Origin of the sequence: Aestuariivirga sp. (genome assembly GCF_020252395.1) — a bacterium.
Taxonomy (GTDB): domain Bacteria; phylum Pseudomonadota; class Alphaproteobacteria; order Rhizobiales; family Aestuariivirgaceae; genus Aestuariivirga.
Genome location: NZ_JADCDB010000038.1, coordinates 66,007 through 88,300 on the forward strand (window position 1 = coordinate 66,007; position 22,294 = coordinate 88,300).

Annotated in this window: 19 protein-coding genes and 1 pseudogene; 12 read left to right on the plus strand and 8 right to left on the minus strand. The window is 63.7% G+C overall.

Translation table 11 applies throughout. The annotated features are described in order from the left end of the window. Window position 1 precedes the first annotated feature (1 nt). From IOC82_RS16125 to IOC82_RS16155, 7 genes are all read left to right on the plus strand, one after another. The gene (locus IOC82_RS16125; protein WP_290547222.1) at window positions 2-388 is read left to right on the plus strand and encodes a hypothetical protein; all 387 of its coding nucleotides are present in this window, start codon (window positions 2-4) and stop codon (window positions 386-388) included. A gap of 10 nt (window positions 389-398) precedes the next feature. Continuing rightward, on the plus strand, window positions 399-560 hold the full coding sequence (locus IOC82_RS16130; RefSeq protein ID WP_290547223.1) for a hypothetical protein: 162 nt from the start codon (window positions 399-401) through the stop codon (window positions 558-560). Window positions 561-570: 10 nt separating this feature from the next. Further along, a complete protein-coding gene (locus IOC82_RS16135; protein ID WP_290547224.1) occupies window positions 571-1,974 on the plus strand; it encodes an amino acid permease in 1,404 nt (467 codons plus the stop codon). Window positions 1,975-2,042: 68 nt separating this feature from the next. Then, entirely contained in the window at window positions 2,043-2,714 is a 672-nt protein-coding gene (locus IOC82_RS16140; protein WP_290547225.1) for a hypothetical protein, read from the plus strand. Beyond that, entirely contained in the window at window positions 2,711-3,013 is a 303-nt protein-coding gene (locus IOC82_RS16145) for a hypothetical protein (protein ID WP_290547226.1), read from the plus strand. Before IOC82_RS16140 ends, IOC82_RS16145 begins: the two co-directional genes overlap by 4 nt. Window positions 3,014-3,124: 111 nt before the next feature. Next, a complete protein-coding gene (locus IOC82_RS16150) occupies window positions 3,125-4,555 on the plus strand; it encodes a saccharopine dehydrogenase C-terminal domain-containing protein (RefSeq protein WP_290547227.1) in 1,431 nt (476 codons plus the stop codon). A 68-nt stretch (window positions 4,556-4,623) separates the two neighbouring features. Further along, a complete protein-coding gene (locus IOC82_RS16155) occupies window positions 4,624-6,408 on the plus strand; it encodes an extracellular solute-binding protein (RefSeq protein ID WP_290547228.1) in 1,785 nt (594 codons plus the stop codon). 43 nt (window positions 6,409-6,451) lie between these two features. Here the strand turns inward: IOC82_RS16155 and IOC82_RS16160 are convergent, their stop codons facing one another. Then, window positions 6,452-6,637, minus strand: coding sequence for a hypothetical protein (locus tag IOC82_RS16160; protein WP_290547229.1), 186 nt, complete (start codon window positions 6,635-6,637; stop codon window positions 6,452-6,454). Window positions 6,638-6,652: 15 nt separating this feature from the next. On the opposite strand from IOC82_RS16160, the gene IOC82_RS16165 reads away from it, so the two are divergent. Next, entirely contained in the window at window positions 6,653-6,946 is a 294-nt protein-coding gene (locus tag IOC82_RS16165) for a hypothetical protein (protein WP_290547230.1), read from the plus strand. 3 nt (window positions 6,947-6,949) lie between these two features. Beyond that, on the plus strand, window positions 6,950-7,594 hold the full coding sequence (locus IOC82_RS16170) for a DsbA family oxidoreductase (protein ID WP_290547231.1): 645 nt from the start codon (window positions 6,950-6,952) through the stop codon (window positions 7,592-7,594). A gap of 145 nt (window positions 7,595-7,739) precedes the next feature. Here IOC82_RS16170 and mfd read toward each other — a convergent pair whose 3' ends face one another. Both mfd and IOC82_RS16180 read right to left on the minus strand, forming a co-directional pair. Then, complete coding sequence (gene mfd, locus IOC82_RS16175) at window positions 7,740-11,213, minus strand: transcription-repair coupling factor (protein WP_290547232.1); 3,474 nt, start codon at window positions 11,211-11,213, stop codon at window positions 7,740-7,742. Beyond that, window positions 11,210-11,473 (minus strand): succinate dehydrogenase assembly factor 2, encoded by a 264-nt coding sequence (locus tag IOC82_RS16180; RefSeq protein WP_290547233.1) that lies wholly within the window; start codon window positions 11,471-11,473, stop codon window positions 11,210-11,212. The genes mfd and IOC82_RS16180 overlap by 4 nt, the downstream gene beginning before the upstream one ends. A gap of 61 nt (window positions 11,474-11,534) precedes the next feature. On the opposite strand from IOC82_RS16180, the gene recG reads away from it, so the two are divergent. Continuing rightward, window positions 11,535-13,652, plus strand: a complete 2,118-nt coding sequence (gene recG / locus IOC82_RS16185) for an ATP-dependent DNA helicase RecG (RefSeq protein ID WP_290547234.1) — start codon at window positions 11,535-11,537, stop codon at window positions 13,650-13,652. Here recG and IOC82_RS16190 read toward each other — a convergent pair. Next, a complete protein-coding gene (locus tag IOC82_RS16190) occupies window positions 13,630-14,361 on the minus strand; it encodes a DUF502 domain-containing protein (protein WP_290547235.1) in 732 nt (243 codons plus the stop codon). The two genes, recG and IOC82_RS16190, sit on opposite strands and share 23 nt — an antisense overlap. A 56-nt stretch (window positions 14,362-14,417) precedes the next feature. Between IOC82_RS16190 and IOC82_RS16195 the strand changes: the two are divergent. Then, window positions 14,418-14,795, plus strand: a pseudogene (locus IOC82_RS16195) (YbaN family protein). 72 nt (window positions 14,796-14,867) lie between these two features. Here IOC82_RS16195 and IOC82_RS16200 read toward each other — a convergent pair. The 4 genes from IOC82_RS16200 to IOC82_RS16215 all read right to left on the minus strand — a co-directional run bounded on the left by IOC82_RS16200 (window position 14,868) and on the right by IOC82_RS16215 (window position 20,574). Beyond that, complete coding sequence (locus IOC82_RS16200; protein WP_290547236.1) at window positions 14,868-15,791, minus strand: tetratricopeptide repeat protein; 924 nt, start codon at window positions 15,789-15,791, stop codon at window positions 14,868-14,870. 334 nt (window positions 15,792-16,125) lie between these two features. Next, entirely contained in the window at window positions 16,126-18,084 is a 1,959-nt protein-coding gene (locus IOC82_RS16205; RefSeq protein ID WP_290547237.1) for an FAD-dependent oxidoreductase, read from the minus strand. A 31-nt stretch (window positions 18,085-18,115) separates the two neighbouring features. Then, the gene (locus tag IOC82_RS16210; protein ID WP_290547238.1) at window positions 18,116-18,400 is read right to left on the minus strand and encodes a chorismate mutase; all 285 of its coding nucleotides are present in this window, start codon (window positions 18,398-18,400) and stop codon (window positions 18,116-18,118) included. Continuing rightward, a complete protein-coding gene (locus tag IOC82_RS16215; protein ID WP_290547239.1) occupies window positions 18,397-20,574 on the minus strand; it encodes a ComEC/Rec2 family competence protein in 2,178 nt (725 codons plus the stop codon). Before IOC82_RS16215 ends, IOC82_RS16210 begins: the two co-directional genes overlap by 4 nt. Window positions 20,575-20,671: 97 nt before the next feature. Between IOC82_RS16215 and gltX the strand changes: the two genes are divergently transcribed. Beyond that, the gene (gltX, locus tag IOC82_RS16220) at window positions 20,672-22,096 is read left to right on the plus strand and encodes a glutamate--tRNA ligase (RefSeq protein WP_290547240.1); all 1,425 of its coding nucleotides are present in this window, start codon (window positions 20,672-20,674) and stop codon (window positions 22,094-22,096) included. The last annotated feature ends 198 nt before the right edge of the window (window positions 22,097-22,294 follow it).

Genomic DNA, 22,294 nt, shown 5'->3' on the forward strand with positions numbered 1-22,294 from the left:
CATGGCCCGCTATACCCCTCCTGAACAAAGCCGTTTCATGCAATGGGTCGACATCGTTTTCGTTGTCGCCGCCATTTTCCTCGCCTTGTGGCTTCCGCTGCAGGCCGGATGGGCGGGCGTGTCCCGCTCGATCGTGAAAATCGAGAACCCGACATGGGAAGCACTTGGACAGACCCCGGCGCAGGTCGAGCAATGGGTCAAGCTCGGCTTCGCCGACGCGGCAGCCGCGCATGACATCATTCAGAACAAGTTCGACTATTCGATCGACTGGGTGCAGCTCATCATCCTTGCAGCGGTGATCGCCGGTTACTTCATCTTTCTCTTCCGCGCCTCCGACAAGGAATATCGTGAGGTGATCGCGGAAAAATTCGACGGCAAGGAAAAGTGAGGGAACGGCCATGTGGATCGCAATTGCAAATATCGGCTGGATCCTGTCCGCCGCACTGTTCCTCTGGATGCTTTATGACTGGTTCCGGGTCGACACGACCTATTCCGAAGCAACCCTGACCTCTTCCCGCGAAGGCGAGATCGAGGCTTTTCAAGAAACCCATCGGGTCTAAGGGGCGTCAGATGTCGAACGCAACCGCTTCCGCTGCAGACACGGTGAAGAAAGTCTCATTGCTGCGCATCCTAGGCCCCGGCCATGTCTGGGCGCTGGGTGTTGGCATCGTTCTCGTCGGCGAATACACCGGCTGGAACTTTGCCGCCGACAAGGGCGGCACGCTCGCCGCGCTGATCATCTGCTGGGTGATCGGTCTTCTTTACACCTCCGTCGCCATGATCGATTCTGAGGTGACCTCGACCGTGGCCGCGGCCGGCGGCCAATATGCGCAGGCCAAGCACATTGTCGGTCCTCTCATGGCCTTCAATGTGGCGCTCTACCTCGTCTTCGCCTACACGATGCTGGAGGTGTCCAACGCCATCCTCATCGCCGACACGGTGAAATCCTATGCCGGTGAGGGTTTCAGTGACTGGCACTACAAGGGCATCATCGCCATTGTCATCGTCGGCCTCGCTGCGCTCAACTACCGCGGCGTTCTGATGACGTTAAACGTCAACTTTGTGATCACGGCGATTGCCTATCTGGCCATCATCGTCCTGTTCTTCTCGGTCCAGCCGTGGAGCCAGGGAACGATCCTGAAGCTGAACGAGATGGTGACGCCGGAGAATGCCCTGCCATATGGCTGGATCGGCGTGATTGCCGCATTCCACTGGGGCATCTGGTTCTACCTCGGCATCGAGGGGACGACTCAGGCGGCCGAGGAAGTTCGCTCACCGGCGCGCTCGCTGCCCTATGGCACCATGGCCGGCATGATCACGCTGCTCATCGGCGCATCCCTGACCTGGTACATTTGCGCTTCACTGATGCCCTGGCAGTATCTGGGGTTCACGTACTACCCGCTCCTCGACGCCGGCAAACTAACCGGAAGCGCGGTGCTGGAGAACATGATGTTCGCGGCCACCATCCTCGCCGCGCTGGCCTCGGCCAATGGCTGCATCAACGATGCGGCACGGGCATGGTTCTCACTCGGCCGCGACCGCTATCTGCCGCCGTGGTTTTCGGCGGTGCACCCCGTGTACCGGACCCCCTACCGGTCCATCATCTTCCTGGTGCCGATCGCGCTGGCCTTCGCCTTCATCGCAAACCTGGGGCAGGCAATCACGTTCTCGATCCTGTCGGGTGTGCTTCACTACACGTTCATGAGCGTCAACATCATGATGTTCCGGAACAAGTGGCCACTTGGCACGATCCGGCGCGGATACACGCACCCCTTCCACCCGTTGCCGGCGATCGTCCTGCTGGCACTGTGCGTGGTGACCTATTTCGCCATCTTCCTCGGCTATGGAGCGCAGCTCACGGCAATGGTGGTGTTCTACGTGATCATGTCGCTGTGGTTCCACTTCTACCGCTACCGCTACGTGAAGCGCGGTGACCAATTCACCATGCCCTGGCCAAAGCCCATGGGCTATTGAACCTCGACAACATGCAGGCCCGCCCTTCGTGGCGGGCCTCATGATTTCTGGCGGCCCTCATGTGGCAAATGATCATCGGCACGGCCCTGGCCGCAGCGCTCGCGGCTCTTCTCGCGCGCCATGCCATCTCCACGGCTCGACGGCGCAAGGCTGAGCCTGACCGTTTGCTTTCCGCGGCAGCCACCGTACTGGACAAACCTCGCATCAGCGCAGGCATGACGGCCGGGACATATGTTCTGACGGGCCACTACAAGGGTCGCATCGCCGAGGTGAAGGTGGTGGCCGACACACTGGCGGTGCGTAAGCTGCCCAGCCTGTGGCTGATGGTTACCTTGCCGGGTTCATTGCCGGTGGGAGCAACACTTGACTTGATGATGCGTCCTGCGGGATTCTCCAGCTTCTCGAACTTCGATCATCTGCCAGTTACTGTGCCGAACCCGCCTGACTTCCCGCGGGACGCCGTCATCCGCACCGACGACGCGGCGCACATGCCAGACCCAAGTATCGTCTCCCGCCATCTCGCGCTCTTCCGGGGACGTTATGGCAAGGAACTCCTGCTCACTCCAAAGGGACTTCGCGTCGTGTTGCTCGCAGCAGAAGCAGACCGGGCGCGCTATGGCGTCTTCCGCCAGGCTGACTTCGGGGACGTCAGCATCGATCCGCTGATGGTGACCGACAGTCTCGATCTGCTCATGGCCTTGCGCCAGGAAATCGAAACATCGGAGACGGCTTCATCATGATTGCAAAGCCCTTGAACCCCTATGCCGTTCTCGCCGCCGCCGTCATTCTGCCCGGCGCGGGCCATGTGCTGCTCGGCAAGGCGCAGCGCGGACTGATGTTTCTGTTCTTCACCGTCATTCTCGGATGGGTAAGCCTGCGCCTGACCCCGGAGACGGCGAGTTTCTTCACGCGTCATGCAGGCGGCATCCTGATCTACGGCTTTTCAGTGATAGATGCCTACAAGACAGCGCGGATCGAATGGGAACTGGCGAAGTTCTCCCGCCGCAAGACGCAAGCACATCTTCCTCCAGAAGGCTGATCGGCAAGGCCCAAGACCGGCCGGGTTGTAATCTCACATTTCTCTTTTGAATGACGGTTCAAGGCGCTATAGGCGCTTTCCCAAACCCTCAAACACAGGAGTTTCGATGAAATGACCAACTGGCCCGTGCACGCCGCGTGGAATGGCCCTGTTGTGATGATCGGCTTCGGCTCGATCGGCAGGGGAGCGCTTCCCCTGATCTTGCGACACATTGAATGCGATCCCAAACAGATCACGGTCATCGACCCCGACGCAACACATAGCCAGTTGGCCGAGAGGCAGGGCGCTGCCTTCCTTAAGGAGGCGATCACTCGGAAGAACTACCGCCAGGTGCTGAAACCGCTCCTGACCGCCGGTCGCGGTCCTGCCTTCATCGTGAACCTCTCCGTCGATGTCGACAGCCTCGACATCATGCGGCTCGCGCGCGAAACCCATGCGCTCTACATAGACACGGTGATCGAGCCGTGGCCAGGCTTCTACTACAACACCAAGGTTCCTCAGGGCGAGCGCACAAATTACGCGATGCGCGAGAAGATGCTCGATCTGAAGCGGGCGCTGGGGCCGGGCCCGACGGCCGTTTCATGCTGCGGCGCCAACCCCGGCATGGTGTCATGGTTCGTCAAGCAGGCGCTGATGGATATTGCCAAGGCGACCAAGACGAAGGTGGCGGAGCCCACCACGCGCGACGGCTGGGCCAGGCTGATGAAGAAGCTGGGGGTCAAGGGCATCCATATCGCCGAGCGCGACACGCAGCGCACCAAGCTGCCGAAGCCCTTCGGCACCTTCGTCAACACTTGGTCGGTCGAGGGCTTCATCTCTGAGGGCCTGCAACCCGCCGAGCTCGGCTGGGGCACGCATGAGAAGAAGCTGCCGCCCAAGGGCAAGCGCCACAAGACGGGCTGCGGTGCGGCGATCTACATCGAGACCCCCGGCGCCGACACCCGTGTGCGCACCTGGACGCCGACCGAGGGTCCGCATTTCGGTTTCCTCGTCACCCATAACGAGGCGATCTCGATCTCGGACTATTACACTGTCCGCGCGGGCCGCAAGGTGACTTACCGGCCGACCTGCCACTATGCCTATCACCCCTCCAACGACGCCGTCCTGTCCTGGGTGGAAATGCTGGGCAATGGCGGCAAGCACCCGAAGAACTTCTACGTCCTCGACGAGAACCAGATTGCCGATGGCCGGGATGAGCTCGGCGTGCTGCTCTACGGACACAAGAAGAACGCCTATTGGTACGGCTCGCAGCTCTCGATCGAGGAGGCGCGCAAGCTCGCCCCCTACCAGAGCGCCACGGGCCTGCAGGTGACCTCCGCCGTGCTGAGCGGCATGATCTGGGCTATCGAAAATCCCACGGCCGGCATCGTGGAGACGGACGAGATGGACTACAAGCGCTGCCTCGCAATCCAGACCCCCTACCTGGGTCCGGTGCGCGGCGTCTTCACCGGCTGGACGCCGCTGGACTCGGTGGTCGAGCTCTTCGCCAACGGCCTCGACCGCAAGGACCCCTGGCAATTCCAGAACATCCTGGTCCGCTGATCCAAGACTTTCATGGCCGGGCTTGCCCGGCCATGATGTCTTCCGATTCGCATTGCAATCGAGGGACCATGTCCAAGCTCCGCCGCACCGCCCTCCTCGCCACGGCCTTCCTGGCCTTTACCAGCCTCGCCCAAGCCGAGCCCAAGCACGGCATCGCCATGCTGGGCGAACCCGCCCTGCCGCAAGACTTCAAGAACCTGCCCTATGTCAATCCGGATGCGCCGCAGGGCGGCGAGCTGCGGCAGGCCATCACCGGCGCCTTCGACAGCGTCAACCCCTTCATTGTGAAGGGGCAAGCGGTCATTGGCCCGCGCACCTATGTCTTCGAAAGCCTGCTGGGGCGGAACTGGAACGAGCCCTTCTCGCTCTATGGCCTGATTGCCGAAACGATCGATGTGTCGGATGACCGCCAGACCTTCACCTTCAAGCTGCGGCCCGAGGCAAAATTCTCGGATGGCAGCCCCATCACAGCGGCGGACGTGGTGTTTTCGATGGAAACGTTGCGTGACAAGGGCCGTCCCAATTTCAAGAAATCCTACTCCAAGATCACCAAGGTCGCCACGCCGGACGACCACACCGTCATCTTTCACCAGGATTCGGGAGACCGTGAACTGCCGATGATTGTCGGCCTGATGCCGATCCTTCCCAAGACGCAATGGCAGGGCAAGGATTTCTCCCAGTCGACCCTCGAGCCGCTGATGGGATCCGGTCCCTACGTGATGGACAAGATCAAGGCGGGCGAGTCCATCGCCTATCGCAAGAATCCGGATTACTGGGGCAAGACCCTGCCAATCAGCAAGGGCTTGTGGAATTTTGACACGGTTCGCTTCGATTACTACCGCGACGCGAACGCCGCCTTCGAGGCATTCAAGGCCGGTCTCGCGGACGTCCGCATCGAAACCGATCCGACGCGCTGGAACACGGGTTACACCTTTCCGGCCGTGAATGATGGTAAGATCGCGCTGGAGAAAGTGGACCAGAAGACGCCCGCACCTGCAGCCGGTTTCGTTTTCAACACGCGCCGCCCGCTGTTCCAGGATCCTCGCGTGCGCGAGGCGCTGCTAATGGCCTTCGACTTCGAATGGGCCAATGCCAACCTGTTCAACAACGCCTACCACCGCACCTTTGGCTATTACGGGGGCTCAGAACTCTCCTCCGAAGGAAAGCCCGCTGATGAAGCCGAGAAGAAGGTGCTGGGCGATGCGCTCGCGAAGTTGCGTCCGGACTTCGTCGATGGCAGTTACAGGCTGCCGGTCAGCGACGGCTCAGGGCGCGACCGCAAGATGCTGCGCAAGGCGGTGGGGTTGCTAGACGAGGCGGGCTGGACCGTGGGCGACAAAGGTCTCGTGAACGCACAAGGCGAGCCCTTTGTTTTCACCATCTTGGTCAAGGATCGCGACCAGGAGAAGATCGCGCTCCACTATCAGCGCACACTGCAGGCCATCGGCATCACGGCGAATGTCCGCATCGTCGACCCCGCGCAGTTCCTCTTGCTTCAGAATTCCTATGAATTCGACATGATCCCTTGGACATGGTTCAACTCCCTCTCGCCGGGCAATGAGCAGAATGACTACTTCGGCTCCGATGGACGTACGATACAGGGGAGCCGCAACATGCCTGGAATCGCGGACCCGGCTGTGGACCGGGCCATACTGGCGATGCTCGACGCCAAGACGCGTGACGAATTCGTGGCAGCCGTCCGCGCCGAAGACCGGCTGCTGACCTCAGGCTTCTATATGGTGCCCTTCTACAATGCCGGCGGCCAGTGGGTGGCGCGCTGGAACACCATCGGCCGTCCGGACGCCCAGCCGCTGACCGGCTTCGAGACGACGGCGCTCTGGCGCAACAAGTGACGTTCACCGGCGCAGCACCGCCGGAGCGCCTGAACCTCGCGCGCTACTGCCTCGCCGGGAAACCGGCGGAGAAGACGTCGCTTATCGTGGCGGGGATGGCGGACTGGCCGTTCACCGCAGCGACCCCGGCCTGTTCCTTGGCTAGTGGGGCGAGGAGTGCTTTGCCAGGAAATGGTTCGCCACCGGCGACACCGACGAATTCGACCGGGACGGCTATGTCTGGTGCCATGGCCGCATCGACAACATGATGTATGCCGGCGGATTCCGCGTCTCGCCGGTCGAGGTGGAAAACGTGCTGCTGCGGCACCCCGGCATTGCCGAGGCCGGCGTGCGCGAGTGGTGCGTTTCGGACACCGCCTCCATCATCGCCGCCCTTCTTGTGCCGCGGGACGGCGCTGAGGTTGGCGAAGAGGCGGTGATGGGCTTTGCAAGAGAGCGGCTCGCGGCTTATAAGTGCTCCACGCAGATCTGGTTCGTGCCCGCGCTCCCGCGAACAGCCAACGGCAAGCTCAACCGGAAAGCACTGGAGAAGCCCTGAGCCATGGCTGACCGCTTCACCATCGACGTCGTGTCCGACGTCATCTGCCCCTGGTGCTTCCTCGGCAAGCGCAGGCTCGATGCGGCCCTGGCGGCGCTCGGCATGGATGTCCTCATCCGCTGGCGGCCCTACATGCTGGATCCGGGCATCCCGCAGGGAGGGGTCGACCGTCAAGAATACATGCTCAACAAGTTCGGGGCGGAGAAACTGAAGACAATCCACGACCCGCTGATCGAGGCGGGCAAGGAACTGGACATCCCCTATCGCTTCGACCTTATCACGCGCACGCCCAACACTCTCGATGCCCACCGTCTGATCCGCTGGGCCCACACGGTGGACCGCCAGAACGATATGGTGGAGCGCCTGTTCATGGCCTATTGGAGCCAGGGCAAGGACGTCGGCGACCGCGACGTGCTCGCCCAATGCGCGGGCGAGGCCGGCATCAACGCCCAGCAGATCCGCGAATTGCTCGACACCGCGCAGGATGTTGAGGAAACCAAGACGGAAATACAGCACGCCACAAACATCGGCGTAACGGGTGTGCCGACCTTCATCCTGGCGCAGAGCTATGCGCTGGTGGGCGCGCAGTCGCCGGCGGTGCTGGTGGATGCGATCAGCCGCGTGGCGAAAGAGATGGATGAGGGTTGAGAGGGAGCCCGCTGAAGCAGCCCTCATCCGCCCTGCCGGGCACCTTCTCCCACCTTCGGCGGGAGAAGGTGAAGCTGCACCAACGGATCCTTCTCCCGTTGCGCAACAATAGGAGAAGGTGGCCGACAGGCCGGATGGAGGGCTCTCACGCCGCCAGTTTCACCAGCGTCTCCATCAATTGCCGCGTGCCCTTGAGGCGCTCTTCCGGCACCTCCCACTCGCGCATGACGACCAGCTTCATGTCGGGGCGCAGCTTGGCCTTGGCGCCCTGCCCCGTGATCCACTGCACCAGCGCGCCCGGGTTGGCGAAGGCATCGCCGCGGAAGGCCATGACGGCGCCCTTGGGCCCTGCATCCACGCTCTGCACATTGGCGGTGCGGCACAGGAGCTTGATCGAGACCACGGCAAGAAGATGGTTGACCTCCTCCGGCACCGGACCGAAGCGATCACGCAGCTCGGCGCCGAAGGCATCGACCGCTTGTTGGTCGTGCAGGTCGGCGAGACGACGGTAGAGACCGAGGCGCACCTGCAGATCATCGACATAGGTTTCAGGAATGAGGACGGAGGTGCCGATGTTGATTTGCGGCGACCACTTGCCATCCGTCTCGAGCGTGTCCTCGCCGGTGCGGAGCTTGGCCACCGCCTCCTCGATCATCTGCTGGTAGAGCTCGTAGCCCACTTCCTTGATGTGGCCCGACTGCTCGTCGCCCAGCAGATTGCCAGCGCCGCGCAGATCGAGGTCGTGACTCGCCAGCGTGAAGCCCGCGCCGAGTGAATCGAGCGACTGCAGCACCTTGAGGCGCTTGTCGGCCGCTTGCGTGAGGGTCTTGTTGGCGGGGGTCGTGAAGATTGCGTAGGCACGCTGCTTCGACCGGCCCACGCGGCCGCGCAACTGGTAAAGCTGTGCAAGGCCGAACATGTCGGCGCGGTGGATGATCATCGTGTTTGCGGTCGAGATGTCGAGGCCGGATTCCACGATGGTGGTGGACAGAAGGACATCGAATTTCCGGTCATAGAAGCTGGTCATGATGTCCTCGAGCTCGGTCGGCGCCATGCGGCCATGCGCCATGCGGAACTTCACCTCCGGCACGGTCTCGCGCAGGAAGGCGGCGATCTCGTCAAGGTCGGCGATACGCGGCGCCACATAGAAGCTCTGCCCGCCTCGGAAATGTTCGCGCAGCAGGCTCTCGCGGATAATGACGGGGTCGAAGGGCGTGATGTAGGTGCGCACGGCAAGACGGTCGAGTGGCGGCGTGGCGATGAGCGAAAGCTCACGCACGCCGGAGAGCGCCAGCTGCAGGGTGCGCGGGATGGGCGTCGCGGTGAGGGTGAGAACATGCACATTGGCGCGCATCTCCTTCAGCCGCTCCTTGTGTTTCACGCCGAAGTGCTGCTCCTCGTCGATGATCATGAGCCCAAGATCGCGGAACTTGATCGACTCCGCCAGAAGCGCATGCGTGCCGACCACGATGTCGATATCTCCGCTCGCGATACCCGCCCTGACCTGGTCAAGTTCCTTCTTCGGCACCATGCGCGAGGCCTGGGCTATGTTAACGGGAAGCCCCTTGAACCGCGCCTCGAAGGTTGCGAAATGCTGGCGGGCAAGAAGCGTCGTCGGCACCACTACTGCCACCTGCTTGCCGTTCATCGCCGCCACGAAAGCGGAGCGCAGCGCCACCTCCGTCTTTCCGAAACCGACATCGCCGCACACGAGGCGGTCCATTGGGCGGCCCTTCTGGAAATCCTCGATGACGGCGTCGATGGCGGTGAGCTGGTCCTCCGTCTCCTCATAGGGAAAGCGCGCAGCGAATTCCTCATAAGCGCCCTCGGGCGGCGGCAGCACGTCGCCGGCCTTGAGCTCGCGGGCAGCAGCCGTGCGGATCAGGCCCTCGGCGATCTTGAGGATGCGCTCCTTGACCTTCGCCTTCTTCGCCTGCCAGGCCGCGCCGCCCAGCCTGTCGAGTTGCGCACCCTGCTCGTCCGATCCATAGCGCGATAGGAGTTCGATGTTCTCGACCGGTAGGAACAGTCTGTCGCCGCCGGCATAGGACAGAAACAGGCAGTCATGCGGTGCGCCCTGCACGTCGATGGTTTTCAAGCCTTCGAAGCGGCCGATGCCGTGGTCGACATGCACCACGAGATCGCCCGGTGAAAGTGCCGATAGCTCGCTGATGAAGTCGGAGGCCTTCTTGTTGCGCCGGCCGCGGCGCACCATGCGGTCGCCGAGAATGTCCTGCTCCGAAATGATGGCGAAATCTTCGGTCTCGAACCCCCCCTCCAATCCCAGCACGAGAAGGCCGGTGATGGCCTTGTCCCATGTCAGGAACTCCGGCCAGTCCTTGGCGGCGGCAAGCGGCGCCACGTCATGGTCCTTGAGGATCGTCTCCATGCGCTCGCGGGAACCCTCAGTCCACGAGGCGATGGCGACGCGGCGTCCGCCGCGGCGGATGCCGTCCGCATGGCTCTTCACGGCCTCGTAGAGATTATCACCCGCCTGTGCGCGCTCAGCTGCGAAGCTGCGGCCGCGGCGGCCATGGAACGAAATTGCGTTGGGAATTTCGAATGGCGAAAAGGCGAGAACCGTGTAATTCGTCTGCGCTTCCGCCCACTGCGTCTCGGTGACGTAGAGCGTGGCGGGCTTCACCGGCTTATAGGGGGCCGCGCCATAGGTTTCCTTCTTGATGAGGGCCTCGCGACGCGCGTTGTAGAATTCCGCCACCTGCTCCTGCCGGGCGGTCGCCGCCTCTTCAGCCGAATGGTCGAGCGTGATGACGGGGTCATCGAGATAATCGAATAGTGTCGAGAGCTCGTCATGAAAAAGCGGCAGCCAGTGCTCCATGCCCTGATACTTGCGGCCAGCGGTGACGCTCTCATACAGCGGGTCATTGATGTCGATGCCGCCGAAGGCACCGGCATAGTTAACCCGGAACTTGCCGATCGAGGTTTCGTTCAGCAGCACCTCGTTGGCGGGATTGAGGGTGAAGCGCTTGAGCGTCGATGTGGTGCGCTGTGATTCCGGGTCGAAACTGCGGATCGACTCCAGCGTGTCGCCGAAGAAGTCGAGGCGCACCGGTGCATCCGAGCCGGGCGGGAAGATATCGATGATGCCGCCGCGCACTGCAAAATCGCCGGGGTCCACCACCGTTCCGGTTCGTGAGAAGCCGCTCTCGGCGAGAAAAGAGATCAGCTGGTTGGAGTTCACCCGGTTGCCGGGTGCGGCCGAGAAGCGCGTTGCCTCGATCAGCAAGCGCGGCACCACGCGTTGCAGGATGGCTGGAATGGTGGTGAGGAGCAAGGCCGGTTTCGTCACCGGCTCCAGGAGGCGCGCCAGCGTGGCGAGGCGGCGGGCGACGATGTCGGCCACCGGCGAGACCCGGTCGTAAGGCAGGCAGTCCCAGGCGGGGAAGCGCAGCACCTCGAGCTTCGGCGCGAAATAGGCGAGTTGGTCCGCCAGCACGGCGGCGCGCTGGTCATCGACCGCGACATGTACGACGACGCGCTTGCCCGCGGCCCTGGCGATCTCGGGCAGCAGCATTGCGTCCAGCCCCTGCGGCACACCGGAGACGGCGGTGCGGCCGGGCTGTGACAGCCTGGGCGTCAACTTCGAAAGATCAATCATGGCGTATAAGCGAGGATGCGGGTCAGCAAGGGCGACAGGCGCCCGGGCGGCACGTCCGCCTGCTTTGTGGCCCAGGACAGCATGTCCTGGTCGGGGATATCCATGATGCGCTCGAGATCGGCGATCTCTGCCTCCGAGAAGGCGTCCAGATGCTTCGCCACGAAGCCGCCGAAGATCAGATCCATCTCCTTGATGCCGCGATGGGTGGCGCGCCACAGGAGACGCTTGCGGCGGGTTTCGGTTTCGGGGAAGTGCGTCATCACCAGGGTCTCATGCCCCAAGCGCACTTGCGCCGCAACCGGTTCCCGGTGAAATAGCCCCATGCGTCCTCCGCTCCTCAATCCGCTGTTTGCCGGTGCCGCCGGCCTCAAGGGCATTGGCGCCAAGCTGGACAAGCTGCTTGCCTCATTCCTCCGCCCGGCGCACGGGGCGCCGGGCGACACGACGCGCATCATCGACCTGCTGTTCCACCTGCCCTCCGGCGTCGTCGACCGCCGCTTTAGGCCCAAGATCAACGCCCTGCCGCGGGAAGGCGTGGTGACGGTGGAGGCAACCATCATGCGGCACCGCCCGCCGCCCATGGGCAACAAGCGAATGCCCTATCGCGTTGACGTTTCGGACGGCACCGGACCGCTGACGCTGGTCTTCTTCCATGCCTATGCGGACTCGATCCGCCGCATGCTGCCAGAGGGCGAAACGCGCTTCATCTCCGGCAAGATCGATTGGTTCAACGACGAGCCGCAGATGGCGCATCCGGACCATATCGTCCCGGCGGATGAGTTCGATCGGATGCCGCTGATCGAGCCGGTCTATCCGCTGACGGAGGGCGTCTCGCCCAAAGTGCTGGCCAAGGCCATCGCCCAAGCGCTGGGGAAGCTGCCGGAGCTTCCCGAATGGCAGGACGTGCCCTTCCTGCAGCGCCACGGCTGGCCCGGCTTCGCGGCGGCATTACGCACGCTGCACCACCCGGAGATCACCACCGCCACCGGCCCCGAGAGCCCCGCGCGGCGCAGGCTCGCCTATGACGAGTTGCTGGCGAACCAGCTGGCCCTCTCCCTCGTCCGCGCCAACATGAAACGCGCCCAGGGGCGCAGGCTGCCGGGCACGGGCGACCTCAGGGCAAAGCTCATCAATGCTCTGCCCTATAGTCTTACCAATGCCCAGACCGAAGCGGTGAAGGACATCCTGCGCGACATGGCCTCGGGCGACCGCATGCTGCGGCTATTGCAGGGGGACGTCGGCTCCGGAAAAACCGTGGTCGCGCTGTTGGCGCTCGCCACGGCCATCGAGAGTGGCGCACAGGGTGCGCTTATGGCGCCAACGGAAATCCTCGCCAGACAGCATCATGCAACGCTGTCCAGACTGTGTGAGGCGGCAGGCATCACCGTCACGCTGCTGACCGGCCGCGAAAAGGGTAAAACGCGCGACGGCATTATCGCGCGCATTGCCGCGGGCGAGACCTCGCTCGTCGTAGGCACCCATGCGCTGTTCCAGGAGCATGTGGCGTTCAAGGATCTGGGCCTCGTTGTGATCGACGAGCAGCACCGCTTCGGCGTCCACCAGCGTCTTGCGCTGCAGGCCAAGGCGGGCGGCGCAACCGATCTTCTCGTCATGACGGCGACCCCCATTCCGCGCACACTGGCACTCACGGTCTATGGCGACATGGACGTCTCGAAACTGATGGAAAAGCCGGCGGGGCGCCTGCCCATCGACACCCGCGTCATCCCCCTTGCGCGGATGGATGATGTGATCGATGGTCTCGCCCGCACATTGGCGCAGGGCAACCGCGCCTACTGGGTCTGCCCCCTCGTCGAGGAGAGCGAGCAGGTTGACCTCGCCGCCGCCGAGGAGCGCTTCCTGCAGCTGGCCTCGCGCTTCAAGGGCCAGGTGGGCCTCGTCCATGGCCGGATGAAGGGGCCGGACAAGGACCGCGTGATGCAGGACTTCAAGGACGGCACGCTGAAGCTGCTGGTCTCCACCACCGTCATCGAAGTCGGCGTCGATGTGCCGGAGGCCACCGTCATGGTCATCGAGAATGCCGAGCGTTTCGGCCTCGCCCAGCTGCACCAGTTGAGGGGCCGCGTGGGCCGCGGCTCGGGCAAGTCCTCCTGCCTCTTGCTCTACCAGGAGCCCCTGGGCGAGACGGCCAAGGCGCGCCTTTCCATCATGCGCGAGACGGAGGACGGCTTCCGCATCGCCGAGGAGGATTTGCGGCTGCGCGGTGCGGGCGAAATACTGGGAACCCGGCAATCCGGACTGCCGCTGTTCCGCATGGCGGACCTCTCGACCGACGGCGACCTGCTGCAGGCGGCGCGCGACGACGCCCAGCTGGTTCTGAACAGGGACCCGAAGCTCAAAAGCCCCCGCGGCGAGGCGCTGCGCGTGCTGCTCTACCTCTTCGAGCGGGACGAGGCGGTCAGGCTCCTGTCGGCAGGGTGACGGCGGCGGCGGTCTCCTTCTCCGGCGGCAGCGGCTTGTCGGGGAACACGAGGCCCATGGAAATGACGAGTTTCAATCCGTCCTCGACGCTCATGTCGATGATCTTCACGTCCTCGACGTCGACGAAGAAGACGTAGCCCGAGGTCGGATTCGGCGTCGTCGACATGTAGACGGCATACATCGTCCTGCCCTGCTCCAGCCCGATCTGCGCGCCATCCACCTCGCGCGAGATGAAGGCGATCGACCATGTCCCCCGCCGCGGCCATTCGACCAGGCAGACATAGCGGAAGGAGGCGCCCTTCTGCGAAAACAGCGTTTCGAAAATCTGCTTCGAGCCCTTGTAAATCGACCTTACGACCGGCGTGGAGTTGAGAATCTTGTCCCAGATGGCGATCATCGTCCGGCCGGCGAGATTGGCTGCCATGAAGCCGATCAGCGTGATGGCCAGCAGCGCAAAGATCAGGCCGAAACCGGGCACCTTGATGGGGAGATACGTGTCCGGGTTGTAGGAGGCCGGCAGGACCGGCTTGATCCAGGAATCGAACAGCGTGACGAACCAGTAGGTTGCCCAAATCGTGATGGCGATAGGCGCGGTGATCACCAAACCGGTGAAGAAATAGGCGCGCAGCTTGCTGAAAACGGAGCTGTGCGCCTTGATTTCGACGTCAGCGCCCTTCAGTTGAGACGTGGGATCGACCGGATCGGGCATGGGCCATCACTTGACATGAATCGGACCGGGATCACAAGCCCGGCGGGGCGTGCGTGATGAAAGCCCTGCGCCGCCCGGTTCTGCTTTGCGCCGGCTGGCTCTGCGTGGCGCTAGGGGTCTTCGGCATCGTCATGCCGCTGTTCCCGGCCACCCCCTTCCTGCTGGCCGCCATCTAGGCCTTCTCGCGCTCAAGCCCGGTGATGGCCCAGAAAATCCGCTCCCACCGCCATGCCGGCAAGCACATCCGCGACTGGGAAGACCATGGCGTTATCCTCACCGGCGCCAAAGTTATCGCCGTGGTAATGATGACGGCGACGTTCAGTTATCTCCACTTCGGCGCCGAAGCCCCCGCCTGGATCGAAACCGGCGCGGCGCTGACGATGGGGGCCACGGCGGGGTTCATCCTGTCGCGGCCGGGACGGCGCGCCTCATAGGCGACCTCTTTCGCCCCTCCGGACACAAGCCGGATTGGGTTGCCCGAGAATCGTGGGCGCAGGTGGACCAGATCAGTCGCCTGCCGGCTTCACCTTTTCGGCCGGATACTGATCGTCCCATACCTTGGCGCGGGCTTCGGCCTCGATGCGTTCGTCCTCGCCCACGCTGGCCTCGATCTGCTTAGCGCGGGCATAGATTTCCGGGTTTTCGTCGGGCCGGGCCGATTCGCGCGCGAGGATGTACCACATCACGGCACGCGTCCGGTCGGCATTGACGATCTGGCCAGACCAGTAGAGATCGCCGAGATAGGCTTCTGCCGGGGCATATCGTTTGCGGGCCGCGGCCATGAGCCACTTCAGCCCCTGGCCCGGATTTTTCTTCAGGCCCTCGCCCTTGATGCTCATCACGCCAAGCGCGAACTGAGCGGCGGGGTGGCCATAGGCCGTGGCGATCTTGAGGTAGTTCTGAGCTGCAGCCTTGGGGTCGGGCTGGATGCCGGCGTTGACAGCCCCGGTGCGCTGGTAGTCGGCCAGCCGCACCATGGCGTCGACCGTGATTTTCAGGCGGTTTGGATCGGTTTCCTCGGGGTCATAGTGCTCGGCCACGCGCGTGTAGTAGCTATAGGCCATCGCGTCGTCGCGGGGCACGCCCACGCCCTGGTTGTACATGTGGCCAAGGTACCAGTCGGCCACGATGTTGCCGTCGTCCGAAACACGGCGGAACAGCTTCAGCGCACGGGCATAGTCGCCGGTCTTATAGGCGCGCTTCGCCTTCTTGAGGTCATCGGTCCAGAACGGGATCGAGATTTCGGGCAGGTGGATGTCGGGCGCTGCTGGCAGGTAGGAATAGAATTCGGAAAGAGGCCCCTTTCCGTCATCATCGGCGGCGGCGGCGGGCGCCAGCATCAGCATCAGGCCGCAAGCGCCAAGGGCGGCATTGCTGATGCCGAATCGCACCTCCTGCATGCCCCTGAGCACCGCCGGCCAGATCAGCATTCCCTAGGCCTCCCAGCCGTGCTTCGCGATCGCAAAGCTCAAAGTGTGAACGGGATGACCCATGATCGACGACGCCACTTTTTCTCTTCCACATTACGCGGGACACACCAATGGCCCCTGCCAACGCACCACCTTGCCCGCCCGGCTAATTTCCGCGCGATGGCGAAGCGTCGCTCAGCCCTGAGCCCCTCCCGGCCGCGCAGATGGAGTCTTTTCCCCTACACCCCGATCACGCTAGGCAGCAATTTGGGCGGATCAAAGATTGTGATTCTGGCGGAATTGGACAGCGATCACAAATCGGGCAGATGTTGCATCCGCGCCACAGCGGGGCCGCTCAAACCGCCAGAGCCGCGAGCATTCCCTCGTAGACCGCTTCCTCCGCGGTGCGCGGGCTCAATGCGTCGCCGGCGAGGTGATAGGGAATTCCAAGTTCCTCCAGCACCGGCGCCAGCCCGTCCTCCTGCAGATTGGGGGTGTTGAGCACGATGGTGTCGACGTCCTCCATCACGACCGCCTCGCGCGAGGGCGTGTGAATGAAATAGGCCGTCCGGCCATCGCCGCCATAGAGCCGCAGCCACGGGTGGACCTCGACGCCCAGCTTGTGCAGGCGCGCGACCTGCTCGAAGCGGACATAAGTCTGGATCGAAGCCGAGGCACAGTGGTTGTTCACGGCGAGACGCACATGGGCGCCCTCGGCGGCCAGTTTCTCGGCAATGCCGGAGCCGCCCCAATCGCCCATCCAGTCGTAAACCACCACTTTCTGGCCGGTGCTGGCCCGCCCGGCGAGGATATCGGCGACATGGACCATCTGCGCCACCTCGCCCTCGAAAGGCGGAGCATGGGGCCTGGAGCCGGTGGCGAGGATGACGGCATCGGGTTTTTCCGCCAGCAGCATCTCCCGCGTCACCTCGCTTCGGCGATGGATGATGGCGCCATGGCGATCGGCTTCCGCCGTGAGATTGGTGGCAATGCCGCCGAACTCGGCGCGCTTGGGCAGGAGCTGCGCCAGACGGGTCTGGCCGCCGGTCTGGCTCTCGCGCTCGTGGAGGTGCACGTCATGACCGCGCTCGGCTGCCACTGCGGCAGCCTTGAGGCCGGCCGGACCGCCACCGACGACCATGACCTTCTTGCGAACAGAGGCGCGCGGCTTCTCGGCATAGTCAAGCTCGCGCCCGGTTTCCGGGTGCTGGATGCAGGAGATCGGAAGTCCGAGCTGGAAGTGCCCGATGCAGGCCTGGTTGCAGCCGATGCAGGCGCGGATGTGATCAATCTTGCCGGCCCTCGCCTTGTTGGCCATTTCAGGGTCGGCGATCATTGCGCGGGTCATGCCGCACATGTCGGCGGAGCCGGAGGCCAGCACCTGCTCGGCGATCTGCGGCTGGTTGATGCGGCCCGCGACGAACACCGCCGCGCCCGTTGCCTGCTTCACCTTTTGTGCAAAAGGCGCTACGTAAGCCGTTGAATTCGCCATCGACGGGACGATGTGGGTGGCGCCTGAAGCGGTCGCGGAGGTGCCCGCGATGACGTTGATGTAATCGAGCTCCGGCGCCAGCGCCCGGGCAATGGCGACCGAGTCATCCTCCACCAGGCCGTCCTCGTCATGCTCGTCGCCCGACATGCGCATACCGACGATGAAGTCGCCCGGCACCAGGGCTCGGATGGCGGAGATCGTCTCGCGCGTGAAGCGCAGGCGATTGTCCAGCGATCCGCCATAGTGGTCCTGCCGGTGGTTGACCCGGGGGTTCATGAACTGGGCCGGCAGGTAGCCGTGGCTCGCGACGATCTCCACCCCGTCCGCACCCGCCTCCGCCATGCGGCGGGCGGCCTGGGCGAAGCCGTCGACGATCTCGCCGATCATCGATTGCGGCATCTGGCGCGGGATGACCTTGAAGCGCTCGGAGGGGGAATGCGATGGCGCGAAGGCCGGTTGCACCACGCCGTTGGGCCGGCCCAGCAGCTCACGGCCTGGGTGAAAGAGCTGGATGAAGACCTTTGTGCCTTCCCTGTGGATGGAATCCACCAGCCGGCTGAAGGGTTTAATGCAGTCATCTGACGTGCCCATCAATAGCGACTCGGTGTAGCGCGAAGTCTCGTGCACGCCGACGACCTGGATCACGATGAGACCGGCACCGCCCTTGGCGCGGGCACGCTGATAGGCGATCAGCGAGTCAGACGGCAGGCCGCCCTCCGGCAGATAGGTGTCATGCCCCGTCGAGAAGATGCGGTTGCGGATCTCGGTGGACTTAAGGGTGAAGGGCGAGAATAAGTGCGGGAACATCATGATGGCTCGCATGATAAGCAGCCGCCCCGCCCGCCGTCGAGCCTCACATCGAGCGTTCCTCGTATGCGATGAACCACTCGACCATTTCGGTCCACATGGTCTCGACCAGGGCTGGGTCCACATTGTGGGCGCGGGACAGAACGCGCACATGGTCAATGACTTGACGCACGCGGGCGTCATCGCGCGCCGGAAGCCCGTCGCGCTTCTTGACCACCACCGCTTTCTCGACCCAGCGCTGGCGCTCGGCCAGGGTCTTGATGAGGCTTTCATCCAGCCGGTCGATCTCTTTGCGGATATCGCTCATGGTGAGGTGCGGGGTCTTGGTCATGGAGCGCTCTTGCTCCCAACCGCAGGTTCCGTCAACTGGCGTGGCTGCGGCACCACCACCCAGGGCCGCCGCCCCTGCGCGCCGCGTGCCGTGGTAACCAGGGGCCCGGGACCACTCAGGTCGATGGCATGCGCCCCATGCCGCCAAAGATCGAAGCGGTCGATGCGCAAGGTCACGCTCCGGCAGGCGCCCCGCAACGGGAAATCAGCGATAAGAACGTCCATCCCTTTGCAATTCAACGGTTTTCCCTCGCCGCCAGCGAGATAGACGACCGCCCTGCCCCGCACCCTGGCCGCGCAGCGTCCGTGACTGCAGGTCCAACCGGCGCGCTTGGCGGCCTCAGCGAGGCTCACTTCCTCGCCATTGGCCTGCAGCCATTTCTCGACGGCGAAGCGCGCCCGGCGCGGCTGGGCAGGTACGAGATGACCCGCTGCGTCGCGCAGCGCCACGTTGGCGCCCGTTGCCTCGATCAGCAGGTCAGGCGGCGGCGGGGCCGACAGCATGAGCAGCGCGCCCAGCGCCATCACCGCGAGCCCGGCGAGCCGCACCGGACCGGCAAGCAGGCAGAGCAGCACCATACCCGAAACCATTACCACCATGGCCGTCAGCGGCGGCCGGGCAATGACTTCATTGGCGCCTGGAAGCGCCGCGACGCCATTGGAAATTGCAATGACGAGTTCCAGACCCTTGCCCATCACCGCGAGCGGCAGCTCCTCCAGCCCGAACGGCATCAGCAGCACCGCCAGCAGTGCGAAGGGCATGACGAGGACGCCGACCACGGGAATGGCCAGCCCATTGGCCAGCACGCCATAGGGCGAGATGCGGCCGAAGTGATAAGCCGCTGGCAGGGAGGACGAAAAACCGGCAATCAACGAGGTGACAAGGCTGGCGATGAAGGCCGCAGCGGCCCACCGCGCAAGGCGCCATGACCAGTGCGGTGTGGCCCCCTCCTCCGCGCCGCGGTCGGCCCTCCAGCGCGCCCAGGCCTCGTAGAAGGCGACGAGGCCCAGCACGGCGAGGAACGACATCTGGAAGCTTGCCTCGATGGCGGCCTGCGGATCGAGCACGAGGATCACCACGGCGGCCAGCGCAAGATTGCGCATCGAGAGCGCCGGACGATCGACGATCACGGCAAAGAACACGATGGCGACCATGAGGAAGGAGCGCGCCGTCGCCGTGCCGCCTTGCGCCAGAAGCATGTAGAACAGGCCCATCAGCAGCGCCGCAGCGGCAGCCCATTTGCGGATGGGGAAGCGCAGCGCCAGGCCGGGCGCCAGCGCCAGCACCGCGCGCACTGCCCAGAACACGCTGCCAGCCGCCAGCCACATGTGAAGACCTGAGATTGAGAGAATGTGATAGAGCCCTGAAATCAATAGGCTTTTATTGATTTCCGGAGGAATGCTGCTGCGCTCGCCAGTGATCAGCGCCTCGGCGAAGGAGGCATAGGGTTCAGCGAGGGCGGCGTGGATGCGCGCGCCCATGGCGGCGCGGATGGCGGAGAGCCAGCTTTCGAGCGGCATCATGGTCCGTGGATTATCAAGTATTTCAATGGCTTGCGAGGTCACCCGTCCGGTGCCGCCGATGCCGTCGAGCCACAGGCTGCGGCCATAGTCGAAGGCGCCGGGCGCCACGGGTGAGGGCAAGGGTGCGAGACGGGCCTTGAAGGTGACCAGCGCGCCGGGCGGTGTCGCACCCGCCGACTCTGGCAAAGTCAGGCGCAATCGTTTTGGCAGGCGTTCCGGTGCGATTCCGCCGATCTGCTCCGGTGCCAAGATCATCACCAGCCGGGTGCGCGACGAGCGGTCGACGGAGACTGCCCGGCCAGTGACCGCGACTTCGCCCGTGGTGAAGGCCAAGAGCGGCGTCGCGGATCTCCACGACTGGAAACCCGCCAGTGCGAAGCCCCAGAGCACAAGCCCGGCGAGCAGCAGCAGACCCGTTACGCGGCCCAACCAGAAGAGCACCGCGCCTGCTGCCGCAAGGCTTATGAGCAGCAGAGTTCCGGGTTCCTGGCCGAGGGCGAAATAGGTTCCGATTCCAAGGCTTAAGGTCGGCGCGGACCACAGGAAGCTGCGGCCATGCTGGGCCTCCAGAGCCGCGCCGATGGCGGCGGAAAACCACGCACTGCGGGGCGGGGCATCAGCAGCCGCAGGGTCCAGCGTGGCAAGCGACATGGCACTCCCCTTACAGGCCGCGCACGGGTGTGCTAGAGGGCGGCTCGCAGCACGCAATCACCTTCCCCAACGGCAGTCAATACGGAGAACGGCGTCCATGTCATCGCCAGTCGTCACGCGCTTTGCGCCCTCGCCCACGGGCTACCTGCATATCGGCGGCGGGCGCACGGCGCTGTTCAACTGGGCCTATGCCCGGCATACCGGCGGTAAGATGTTGTTACGCATAGAAGATACCGACCGCGAGCGCTCAACCGCCGAGGCCATCGACGCGATCATCGAGGGGCTGACATGGCTCGGTCTCGACTGGGCCGGAGAGCCCGTCTCGCAGTATGGCCGGGCGGAGCGGCACCGGCAGGTGGCGGAGGAATTGCTCGCCCAGGGAAAGGCTTACCGCTGCTACTGCACGCCGGAGGAGCTCGAAGCCATGCGGGCCAAGGCCGAGGCCGAGAAGCGGCCGATCCGCTATGATGGGACGTGGCGCGACCGGACCCCATCGGAGGCGCCGGCGGGTGTGAAACCGGCGATCCGCTTCAAGGCCCCGCAGCAGGGCGAGACTGTTATCGAGGATGCGGTTCAGGGCAGAGTCGTCATTCCGAACAAGGACTTGGACGATCTGATCATCCTGCGTTCGGATGGCAATCCGACCTATAATCTTTCAGTGGTGGTGGACGACCATGACATGGGGGTGACCCATATCATCCGCGGCGTGGACCACCTGACCAATGCCGCCCGGCAGATCCAGATCTACCGCGCGATGGGCTGGCGGGTGCCGCACATGTCGCATATTCCGCTGATCCATGGGCCGGATGGGGCGAAGCTCTCCAAACGGCATGGCGCACTCGGCGTCGAGGCCTATCGCGCCATGGGCTATCTCCCTGAAGCAATGAGGAATTATCTCGCGCGGCTCAGCTGGAGCCATGGCGATGACGAGATCTTTTCGACCGAGCAGCTGGTCGAGTGGTTCGACCTCGATGCCATCGGCAAGTCCGCCGCGCGCTTCGATTTTGCCAAGCTGGAGAACCTGAACGGCCACTACATCCGCCATATGCCGGACGATAAGCTGTTGATGTCGTTCATCGATTTCTTGCCGCATGCCGAGGGCGGGAAGGCGATGAAGGCGAAGATCGACGAGGCCATGATGGCCAAGCTCTTGCGTGCACTTCCTGGATTAAAGGAACGCGCCAAGACGTTGGTAGAATTGAAGAATGGGGCGCAGTTCCTGTTTGCGGAACGGCCGCTGCCGATGGATGACAAAGCGCAACAGATCATCAAGGACGGCGGTGCCGAGGTTCTTGCCGGCGTCGTCCCCGTGCTCGCGCAAGTTTCGAACTGGCACGCGCATGATCTTGAAACAGCTGTGAAATCCCATGCCGAGGCGGCCGGGCTGAAGCTCGGCAAGGTGGCGCAGCCGCTGCGTGCGGCCTTGACGGGCGCCTCGACCTCACCCGGCATCTTCGACGTGCTTGAGGTGCTGGGGCGCGAGGAATCGCTCGCCAGATTGCGGGACCAGGCGTCGTCCTGATGTAGCTTTTGGGTCGCAAACTGGTTGTTGCCGGTGTGCAAAACGGTTGCCGCCGTTGCACGGCGGATGCGTTTTGACATGCAACCGGCTTGTGTTGTGGCGGTTGCCAAAATGCATGCTGCCGGAGCATGGCAATCGGCGATGACCAGCCATGCGGGCGATCGACCAAAGCATCAGGTCAGTGACGTTGACCTTTCT